The sequence below is a fragment of the Pseudomonas sp. 2VD genome (assembly GCF_005503585.1).
Lineage (GTDB): Bacteria > Pseudomonadota > Gammaproteobacteria > Pseudomonadales > Pseudomonadaceae > Pseudomonas > Pseudomonas aeruginosa.
The window spans coordinates 19,277-29,442 of the sequence record NZ_SCND01000032.1; the positions used below are offsets into that span (position 1 = coordinate 19,277).

A 10,166-nucleotide genomic window follows, 5' to 3' on the forward strand; every position below is an offset into this window, starting at 1 on the left:
CCTGGCTGCGTTTGCGGCATTCTAGGGGCTGGGCCGGGACCCGTCGAGGGAGCCGCGGCCGCGCCGCTCAGATGCTCCAGGCGGCCTTGAGCCCTTCGTAGATCGCCTCCTCGGCGGTGCGGGGGGCCAGGCAGTCGCCGATCCGCAACACCTCCGCCAGGCCGTGCAGGCTGTCGGCCAGGCGGTCCACCGGCTGGTGGCCCTGGCATAGCACCAGGGTATCGACCTCCTCGAACAGCATCGCCTCGCCGCTGGCGCTGTGCTGCATGTACACCGTGGTATCGTCGCAGCCGTACAGGCGGGCGTAGGGCGTGACCGGGATACCCAGGCGGTGCAGCTCGCCTGCCAACTGGTCGCGCACGTACAGCGGCAGGCTCTCGCCGCAGTGGGTGCCGTTCACCGCCAGGCGTACCTGGTGGCCCTCGCGTACAAGCTTTTCCGCGATACCGGGGCCGATCCAGTCGCCCCGCCAGTCGGTGACCAGCACCGAGCGACCGACCCGCACCTCGCCGCGCAGCACCTGCCAGGCATCCACCACCTGCAGCTCGCCGCCGCGCTCGAAAGGCGGCCAGTAGGGTTCGGCGCCGGTAGCGACGATCACCAGGTCCGGCCGCTCGCGCTCCACCAGCGCGCGGTCGACCGGCGTGTTGCGGCGTACCTCGACGCCGGCCAGTTGCATCTCCCGTTGCAGGTTGGTGGAGGCGCCGCCGAATTCGGCGCGGCGCGGCAGCAGTTGCGCCAGGTTGACCTGGCCGCCGAGCTGGGCGCCGGCCTCGCAGAGCACTACCTCGTGGCCGCGCTGTGCCGCCACCGCCGCCGCCTTCATCCCCGCCGGGCCGCCGCCGGCGACCAGAACGCGCTTGCGCCGCGAGGGCGGATTGGGCGTTGCGTAGGTCAGCTCGCGGCCGGTTTCCGGGTGCTGGATGCAGGAGATCGGATAGCCCCGGTGGAAATGACCGATGCAGGCCTGGTTGCAGGCGATGCAGGCGCGCACGTCGTCGCTGCGCCCGGCCTCGGCCTTGTTCGGCATCTGCGGGTCGCAGATCAGCGCGCGGGTCATGCCGCAGACGTCGGCCTGGCCTCGGGCGAGGATGGCCTCGGCCTCCTGGGGCTGGTTGATGCGCCCAGTGACGAACAGCGGGATCGCCAGGCGCGCCTTGAAGGTACCGGCTTCGCGGGCCAGGTAGGCCGGCTCGATGGCCATCGGCGGGACGATATGGATGGCGCCGCCGAGGGAGGCCGAAGTGCCGGCGACGATGTGCAGGTAGTCCAGCTCGCCCTGGACCGCCTCGGCCGCCTGCAGCGACTCGCTTTCGCTGAGACCCTCGGGGTCGCGCTCGTCGGCGGACAGGCGCAGGCCGACGATGAAGTCCTCGGAGGTGGCCGCGCGCACCGCCGCCAGCACTTCGCGGAGGAAACGCAGGCGGGCATCGAGTTCGCCGTTGTAGCCATCCGTGCGGCGGTTCACCCGCGGGTTGAGGAATTGCGCCGGCAGGTAGCCATGGCTGGCGACCACCTCCACCCCGTCCAGCCCTGCCTGGTGCAGGCGGCGCGCGGCGGCGGCGTAGCCGGCGACGATCTCGTCGATCAGCGGCTGGTCGAGTTCGCGCGGCATCACCCGGAACCGTTCGTTGGGCGAGGCCGAGGCGGAATAGGCCACCGCCAGCAGGCCGTCGGCGGACTCCATGATCTCGCGCCCGGGATGGAAGATCTGCGACAGCACCACGCAGCCTTCGGCGTGGCAGGCCTCGGCGACCCGCCGGTAGCCGGGGATGCAGGTATCGTCGGTGGCCATCAGCACGTGCGAGGTGTAGCGCGCGCTGTCGTGGACCCCCGCCACCTGCATGACGATCAGTCCGGCGCCGCCGCGGGCCCGGGCGCGGTGATAGGCGACGAGTGGCTCGTTGACCAGGTTGTCGGTAGGCATCGACGTGTCGTGGCCGCTCGACATGATGCGATTTTTCAGGCGTTTGCCCCGGATTTCCAGGGGGCTGAACAGGTGCGGGAAATTCACGGTTGGCGTCCTTCTTGTTGTTCTCGCGGCGCGCTTCAGAAACAGGATATGAATTTACCACCAGTAAAAAATCAACTTGTTTTTTTAAAATCGACTGGATAGTTTCTGTCCCGTGGCCGCTTCCCGGCGGCTCGCTGCGATCCACTCCACAACAAGAACAAGAGGAGACGCACATGAACCGTTCCTTTCCGTTGCACCGCGCGGCCAGCGCCCGTCCGCATCCGGTTTTTCCTTGCCGCGTCCTGCTCGGCGCCGTCCTGCTGGCGTTCGGCGGCCTCGCGCCGGTCCAGGCCGATGATGGCCTGGTGGTGGTCGGCTACGGCGGCGCCGGACAGAAGGCCCAGGAGGTGGCGTTCTTCCAGCCGTTCACGCAGCAGACCGGGATTCCCGTAGTGCAGAGCGAGTACAACGGCGAGATGGCCCGGATCAAGGTGATGGCCGACACCGGTCACGCCGACTGGGACCTGGTCCAGGTCGAGGGGCCGGATCTGGCGCGCGGTTGCGACGACGGCCTGTTCGAGCGTCTGGACTGGCAGGCCATCGGCGGCAAGCAGCAGTTGATCGCCAATGCCGCCCAGGAATGCGGTTCCGCCGCGCTGGTCTGGGGCGTGGCGATCGGCTACGACGCCGACCGGCTGCAACAGCCGCCGGCGTCCTGGGCCGACTTCTGGGACGTCCAGCGCTTCCCCGGCAAGCGCGGCCTGCGCAAGCGGGCGATCTACAACCTGGAGTTCGCCCTGCTCGCCGACGGCGTGCCACGCGAGCAGGTCTATCCGCTGCTGGCGACCCGCGCCGGCGCCGACCGTGCCTTCGCCAAGCTGGGCCAGCTCAAGCCCTACATCCAGTGGTGGGAGGCGGGAGCGCAGCCGGCGCAGTGGCTGGCCGCCGGCGACGTGGTGATGACGTCCACCTACACCGGGCGCATCGCCGACGCCCACCGCGCGGGGCGCAACCTGGCCCTGGTATGGCCGGGCAGCCTGTACGGCATGGACTACTGGGCGGTGGTCAAGGGTTCGAAGCGCGGCGCCGAGGCGCGTCGCTTCATCGCCTTCGCCAATGCCCCGGATGCCCAGGTGCGCTACGTCGAGAACATTCCCTACGGGCCGACCAACCGCCAGGCCGCCCAGCGCCTGCCCGCGCAACTGGCGAGCTGGGTGCCGACCGCGCCGGCGAACCTGGAGCAGGGCCTGGCGATGGACGACGAATTCTGGGTCGAGCATGGCGAGGAGCTGGAGGAGCGCTTCAACGCCTGGGCCAGCCAGTGAGACGGGCGCCACGTAACCTGCGATCATCGGGGCTGCCCGCCGGTGGTCGCGGGCGACGAGCAGGAGCCGCGAAAGGATGAACCAGGAAGTGCGCTTTTCCCGTCTGGAACCAGAGCAGCGCAAGGCGCTGCTGATCGAGGCGACCCTGGCCTGCCTGAAGCGGCATGGCTTCCAGGGCGCCTCGGTGCGCAAGATCTGCGCCGAGGCCGGGGTATCGGTGGGCCTGATCAATCACCACTACGATGGCAAGGACGCGCTGGTGGCCGAGGCCTACCTGGCGGTCACCGGACGCGTCATGCGCCTGCTCCGCGGTGCCATCGACACCGCGCCGGGCGGCGCCCGCCCGCGGCTCTCGGCGTTCTTCGAGGCATCCTTCTCCGCCGAGCTGCTCGATCCGCAATTGCTCGACGCCTGGCTGGCGTTTTGGGGCGCGGTGGGCAGCATCGAAGCGATCGGGCGGGTCCACGACCATTCCTATGGCGAGTACCGGGCGCTGCTGGTCGGCGTGCTGCGGCAACTGGCGGAGGAGGGCGGCTGGGCGGACTTCGACGCGGAACTGGCGGCCATCAGCCTCAGCGCCCTGCTCGACGGGCTGTGGCTGGAGTCTGGGCTGAATCCCGCGACCTTCACGCCGCGGCAGGGCGTGCAGATCTGCGAGGCCTGGGTGGATGGCCTGGAGGCGGGCGCCCATCGCCGCTTCCGGCGTGCGACGGAAGCTTGTTGATCGTCCGTTCAGTAGTGGATAGGCTGCTGCTGGCAGCGGAAGGCGCCCCGGCCCCTTCCGCCCACCGTCCGACAACCCAGAACAAGAAACGCCCCGGCCCGCCGGAGGCGCAAGGTGATGGCGATGGTTCCGCGCGTATTGGTGGTCGACGACGACCCGGTGATTCGTGAGCTTCTCCAGGCCTATCTCGGCGAGGAGGGCTATGACGTCCTCTGCGCCGGCAACGCCGAGCAGGCGGAAGCCTGCCTTGCCGAGTGCGCCCATCTCGGCCAGCCGGTCGAGCTGGTGCTGCTGGACATCCGCCTGCCCGGCAAGGACGGCCTGACCCTGACCCGCGAGCTGCGGGTGCGCTCCGAGGTGGGGATCATCCTGATCACCGGGCGCAACGACGAGATCGATCGCATCGTCGGCCTGGAGTGCGGCGCCGACGACTACGTGATCAAGCCGCTGAACCCGCGCGAACTGGTGTCGCGGGCGAAGAACCTGATCCGCCGGGTGCGCCATGCCCAGGCCAGCGCCGCCCCCGCCCGGCAGGCCCTCAGGCAGTTCGGCGACTGGCTGCTGGACGCCGACCGGCGCCGCCTGATCGACCACGCGGGCAACGAGACCCTGCTCACCCACGGCGAATTCCAATTGCTCGGCGCCTTCCTGCGCAACAGCGGGCATACCCTGAGCCGCGACCAGTTGATGGACCAGATCCGCAACCGCGAGTGGCTGCCCAGCGATCGCTCCATCGACGTGCTGGTCGGCCGCCTGCGTCGCAAGCTGCGCGACGACCCGGCCGAACCGCAACTGATCATCACCATCCACGGCGCCGGCTACCTGTTCACCGCCGCGGCCAGCGACGCCTGAGCCATGCAGGCCCGCTGGCTGGCGCTCTGCGGATGGCTGCTGGGCGGCCTGGCACAGGCTGCGGAGACCATCCGCTATTGCGACTATCCGGTATACCCGCCGATCTCCTGGAGCGATGGCCAGCAGGTCCGGGGGCTGGCGCCGGAGCTGGTGAAGCGGCTGTTCGGCGCGCTGGGCTACCGGGTCGAGGTGGTGGTGCTGGGCAACTGGCGGCGCTGCCTGCTGGACGCCGCCGCCGGACGGGTCGACCTGATACTGGCCTACCGCACGCCCGCGCGCGATCGCGACCTGGCGTTTTCCGCCGAGCCGGTGCTGCGCGAGGAGGTGGCGATCTTCTACAACCGCCAGCGGCCGGTGCGCATCCGATCCCTCGGCGACCTCGCCGGCTATCGCGGCGGGCTGTTGTTCGGCGAAAGCTACGGGGCGGACTTCGACCGCTTCGTCGGCCGCCACGGCAACGTCGAATGGGTTTCCGACAGCCGACAGAACTTCGGCAAGCTGGTGCGCCAGCGCATCGACTACATTGCCCACGAACGCCGCACCGGCACGCTGTTCGCCGAGCGCCTGGCCGGCGGCGAGAACATCCGTGCGCTGCCCGAACCGCTGACGGTGGACTACCTGCGGGTGGCGGTCTCGCGGCACTCGCCGCTGGCGGCGAAGATGGACGAGATCGACCGGGCCCTGCGTGGCTATCGCGACGACGGCAGCATCCAGCGTTGGCTGGACGACAGCGTGCGCGACTATCGGCGCCTCGCCGGCAACCGCGCGGACGCCTGGTGAGCGGCCACGGCGGAGTGTTGGCGCGGCGCCTGCTGTGGCGGGTGCTGCTGTTCAGCCTGTGTTTCACCGTCCTCGCCGGCGCCGTGCAGCTGTTCTTCGAATACCGCCGCGAAATGCGCGAGATCGAGGCGCGCCTGGAACTGATCCGCAGCGGCTACCTGGCCAGCTTCGAGCGCAGCCTGTGGGATCTCAACCAGGAGCAGTTGAACGTGCAGTTGCGCGGCCTCGGGGATTTCCCCGACATCGCCCGTGTCAGTCTGCAAAGCGCCGACTTCAACCTGTTGCAGGGCGACCAGCGTCCACGCGGCCTGCTGCGGGTCGAGCGCTTTCCCTTGAGCTACCAGCCGCCGGGGGGCGAGCGTCGGCAACTGGGCGAGCTGGAGATCGCCATCGACCTGGCGGCGGTCTATCGCCGGCTGGTTTCCGGCGGCCTGGCCAGCCTCTTGTGGATGGGCAGTTTCCTTTGTGGCCTGGCGGTGGCCCTCAGTTGGCTGTTCCACAGCCTGGTCACTCGCCATCTGTGGCGCATGTCCGAGTTCGCCGGGCATATCGCCGAAGGCGACCTGCAACAGCCGCTGCGACTGGACAAGGCGGACCGCGAGCGCGACGAGATCGACGCCGTCGCCGCCGCCCTGGAGGACATGCGCCAGGCCCTGCGCACCGACCGCCGCCGGCGCGACGCCGACCGCGACGAGTTGCGTCGGCAGGTCGAGCGGCGCACCGCCAGCCTGCGCCGGGCGAAGGACCAGGCGGAAGCCGCCGACCGCGCCAAGAGCCGTTTTCTCGCGACCATGAGCCATGAGATCCGTACCCCGCTGAACGGCATCCTGGGCATGGCCGAGCTGCTGCGCGAGGCATCGCTCGGCGAGCGTGACCGCCAGCGCCTGCGGGCACTGGCGACAGCGGGGGAGGGACTGCTGGCGATCCTCAACGAGGTCCTCCACTTCGCCCGGCTGGAGGAAGCGGCGGATGTGCCGGAAGCGGTGGACTTTTCCTTGCGGAGCCTGCTCGAGGACGTCCTCACCCTGCTCGAACCACGGGCGCGGGAGAACGCCACACGGCTGGACCTGTGGCTGGACCCACAGGTTCATGACGGCCATCGCGGCGCCGAGCAGTTCCTGCGCCAGGTGTTGACCAACCTGCTGGGCAACGCGGTGAAGTTCACCGAGGCCGGCGAGGTGCGCGTTCGCGTCGAGCGGCTGGCGCGTAGCGCAGGAAGCGAGCGCCTGCGGCTGAGCGTCGCGGACGATGGAATCGGCATTCCCGAGGAAATGCGCGAACGCATCTTCGAACGCTTCACCCAGGGCGGCGACGCCGTGACCCGCCGTTACGGCGGAACCGGCCTGGGCCTGGCGATCAGCAAGCGGCTGGTGGAAGCGCTGGGCGGGCGGATCGGCGTGGAAAGCCGGGTCGGCCAGGGCAGTACGTTCTGGTTCGAGATCGAGCTGGCGCTGGCGAGCTTGTCCGGCGCGACGCCGCCGGCGGCATCGGTGTCTGCGCTGGAGGTGCTGCTGGTGGAGGACGTGGCGCTCAACCGCGAGGTAGCCCAGGGCCTGCTCGAGCGGGACGGCCACCGGGTGATGCTGGCCGAGGACGCGGGGCCGGCCCTGGCGCTGTGCCGGCAGCGGCGCTTCGACCTGATCCTGCTGGACATGCACCTGCCGGGGATGGCTGGCCTCGAGCTTTGCGCCGGGATTCGCCGGCAGCTCGACGGCCTGAACCGCGCCACGCCGATCTTCGCCTTCACCGCCAGCATCCAGCCGGACATGGTGCGTCGGTACTTCGCCGCGGGCATGCAGGGGGTGCTCGGCAAGCCCCTGCGGATGGACGAGCTGCGCCGCGCGCTGGGCGAGGTCGGAACCGGCGTGCCTGCGCTTGCGGCGGACGCCGCGCTGGACCGGCAGATGCTCGAGACCCACCGCCGCCTGCTGGGGCGGCACAAGCTCGCCGGACTGCTGGGCAACCTGCTGGGAAGCCTGGACGAGCAGTTGCCGCTGCTGGCCGAAGCCCTGGACCAGGTGGACCTGGCCGAGGCGGCGAACATCGCCCATCGCCTGTCCGGAAGCTGCCACTCCATGGGTCTGGTGGCGCTCGGCGCCGGCCTGGGCGAGCTGGAGCGCGAGGTCCTGGGCGCGGCCGGGGTCGACCCGCGAGCCTGGGGCGCACGCCTGGGTAGCCTGCGCCGCGACGGCGCCGAAGCCCTGCGCCGCGCCGGCTTCCTCGGCGAAGCCGACGCAGCGGCCGGTTGAGCGGCGCGGCGAACAACTTCCTTACAGCTTTTTACATCTTCGATCCGCGCGTTCAACGGCGTCTTACATCCGCCGCCAATAATCCGCTCATCCGTGCGCAAGACACGGCCTCTGACAGAGTGGAGACAAGAATAATGAGCCATCTCGAAGACCCCTGCGCGTACCCTCATCCGGAGGTGCGCCATGGCTGACGGCAAGGAAAGGCTGCAACTCACCCGGGCCCTGGCGAGCCGCCACATCTTCATGCTGTCCCTCGGCGGGGTGATCGGCACCGGGCTGTTCATGGGCTCCGGCGTGACCATCAACCAGGGCGGCCCGGCCGGCGCGGTGCTGGCCTACCTGGTGGCCGGGGTGCTGATGTACCTGGTGATGGTCTGCCTCGGCGAGCTGTCGGTGCAGATGCCGGTCTCCGGTTCGTTCCAGGCCCACGCGACGCGTTTCATCGGCCCGGCGACTGGCTTCATGATCGGCTGGGTCTACTGGATGAGCTGGGCCTCCACGGTAGGCCTGGAATTCACCGCGGCCGGGATGCTCATGACCCGCTGGTTCCCGGAGGTGCCCGTGTGGCTATGGTCGGGTTTCTTCGTGGTCGTGCTGTTCTCCCTCAATGCCCTGGCGACCCGTGCCTTCGGCGAGGCCGAGTACTGGTTCGCCGGGATCAAGGTGGCGGCGATCCTGGTGTTCATCGTGGTCGGGGGGCTGGTGATCTTCGGCGGTATCGAACTGAAGAGCGGTGCGCCGGCGCCGATGTTCTCCAACCTGTTCGGCGAGCGGCTGTTCCCCAACGGCCTGTCAGCGGTGTTCGCGGTGATGATGACGGTGGTCTATGCCTTCCAGGGTTGCGAGATCATGGGCGTCGCCGCCGGCGAGACCGAGCGACCGGAGAAGAGCATCCCGCGGGCGGTGCGCAACGTGGTGTTCCGCGTACTGATCTTCTACGTGCTGGCCATCGTCGTGCTTTCCGCCATCATTCCCTGGCAACAGGCCGGGCTGGTGGAAAGCCCGTTCGTGCAGGTGTTCGACATGGTCGGGATTCCCTACGCGGCGGACCTGATGAACTTCGTCATCCTCACCGCCATCCTCTCGGTAGGCAACTCGGGCCTGTACGCCTCGACGCGGATCCTCTGGGCGATGTCCAGGACCGGCATGGCCCCGCGCGGCCTGTCGAAGCTCAGCGCGCGTGGCGTGCCGCTCTACGCGTTGCTGATCACCCTGTGCTTCGCCCTGCTCTCGTTGCTGACCAGCGTGGTCGCCGCCGACACCCTGTTCATGGTGCTGATGGCGGTGAGCGGGATGTCCGGCACCGTCACCTGGATCGTCATCGCCTACGCCCAATACCGCTTCCGCCGCGAGCACATGGCCAGCGGCGGCACGGTCGCCGAGCTGAAATATGCCGCGCCGCTGTTCCCGCTGGTGCCGCTGGCCTGCATCGCCGTGTGCTGCTCGCTGTTCGTCTTCCTCGCCCTCGATCCCACCCAGCGGCCGTCCTTGTACTGGGGCTTCGGCTTCATCGCCGCCTGCTACCTGGCCTATTACGTGGTTCGTCGCCGGCAGCCGCAGGGACTGGGCGACCCCGCCCTGGGACGGGCCGGCTGAACGGCCATTCGCAGGACCCGACGCCCGCCGCATCCGGCGGGCGTTTTCGTTTTCGCCTGGTTGGTTTGTTCGAAGTTGTAACAGCCGGCTCGCGCGGGCCTCCGCCGCTTTTCGGCAGATCGCATGGCGTGTGGCTTTGCGCCTGCCGCAGGGCCGTTACATACACCCGAATGGGTGGATTGTGGTCTTGTTGAACGAGTGTTTAGTATTGCCTGAAAGCCGCGATCGCCATCAACCAACAATAAGAACGAGGGCCGCATGACTGACCTTTCCCCATTGCAGACGCGGGTCGAAGCCGGGATCGCCTGGCTCGTCCTGAATCGTCCGCAACAGCGCAATGCACTGGATATCCCCACCCTGGAGGCCCTGCACGTCCGACTCGATGCCTGCGAGCGCGACCCGGCAGTGCGCGCTGTGGTGCTCGGCGGCAGCGGACGCAGCTTCTGCGCCGGGGCCGATCTCGCCGAATGGGCGGCGGCTGAAGCCCGTGGCGAGCTGGAACGCTATGGCTGGACCGAGGCCGCCCACGCCCTGATGGGGCGCCTGCACGCCCTCGACAAACCCACAGTCGCCGCCGTCAACGGCAGCGCCGTGGGCGCTGGCATGGACCTGGCGCTGTGCTGCGATTTCCGCATCGCCGCCGCTTCGGCGCGCTTCAAGGGCGGCTAGACCGGCATGGCCTACTG

The 10,166-nt window shown here is 69.1% G+C and carries 7 protein-coding genes and 1 pseudogene; 7 read left to right on the forward strand and 1 reads right to left on the reverse strand.

Annotation, left to right across the window (positions count from 1 at the left end; translation table 11 throughout):
* Nucleotides 1–67: 67 nt before the first annotated feature.
* Nucleotides 68–2,014 carry an oxidoreductase gene (locus FFS27_RS05975; RefSeq protein ID WP_023101636.1) on the reverse strand — a complete coding sequence of 649 codons (1,947 nt, stop codon included), beginning with the start codon at nucleotides 2,012–2,014 and terminating at the stop codon, nucleotides 68–70.
* Nucleotides 2,015–2,187: 173 nt separating this feature from the next.
* On the opposite strand from FFS27_RS05975, the gene FFS27_RS05980 reads away from it, so the two are divergent.
* The 7 genes and pseudogenes from FFS27_RS05980 to FFS27_RS06010 all read left to right on the forward strand — a co-directional run.
* The gene (locus tag FFS27_RS05980) at nucleotides 2,188–3,279 is read left to right on the forward strand and encodes an ABC transporter substrate-binding protein (protein ID WP_021263534.1); all 1,092 of its coding nucleotides are present in this window, start codon (nucleotides 2,188–2,190) and stop codon (nucleotides 3,277–3,279) included.
* A 76-nt stretch (nucleotides 3,280–3,355) separates the two neighbouring features.
* Entirely contained in the window at nucleotides 3,356–4,003 is a 648-nt protein-coding gene (locus FFS27_RS05985; protein ID WP_003095720.1) for a TetR family transcriptional regulator C-terminal domain-containing protein, read from the forward strand.
* Nucleotides 4,004–4,120: 117 nt separating this feature from the next.
* A complete protein-coding gene (gene aruR, locus FFS27_RS05990; RefSeq protein ID WP_003109882.1) occupies nucleotides 4,121–4,855 on the forward strand; it encodes a two-component system response regulator AruR in 735 nt (244 codons plus the stop codon).
* Nucleotides 4,856–4,858: 3 nt separating this feature from the next.
* Nucleotides 4,859–5,635: a substrate-binding periplasmic protein gene (locus FFS27_RS05995; protein WP_021263535.1), complete on the forward strand. Its 777-nt coding sequence runs from the start codon at nucleotides 4,859–4,861 to the stop codon at nucleotides 5,633–5,635.
* Entirely contained in the window at nucleotides 5,632–7,884 is a 2,253-nt protein-coding gene (locus FFS27_RS06000) for an ATP-binding protein (protein WP_023101635.1), read from the forward strand. Before FFS27_RS05995 ends, FFS27_RS06000 begins: the two co-directional genes overlap by 4 nt.
* Nucleotides 7,885–8,067: 183 nt before the next feature.
* Nucleotides 8,068–9,480 (forward strand): amino acid permease, encoded by a 1,413-nt coding sequence (locus FFS27_RS06005; RefSeq protein ID WP_021263538.1) that lies wholly within the window; start codon nucleotides 8,068–8,070, stop codon nucleotides 9,478–9,480.
* Nucleotides 9,481–9,738: 258 nt separating this feature from the next.
* Nucleotides 9,739–10,146 (forward strand): annotated as a pseudogene (locus FFS27_RS06010) (enoyl-CoA hydratase/isomerase family protein); the annotation flags it as partial.
* Between the last annotated feature and the right edge of the window lie 20 nt (nucleotides 10,147–10,166).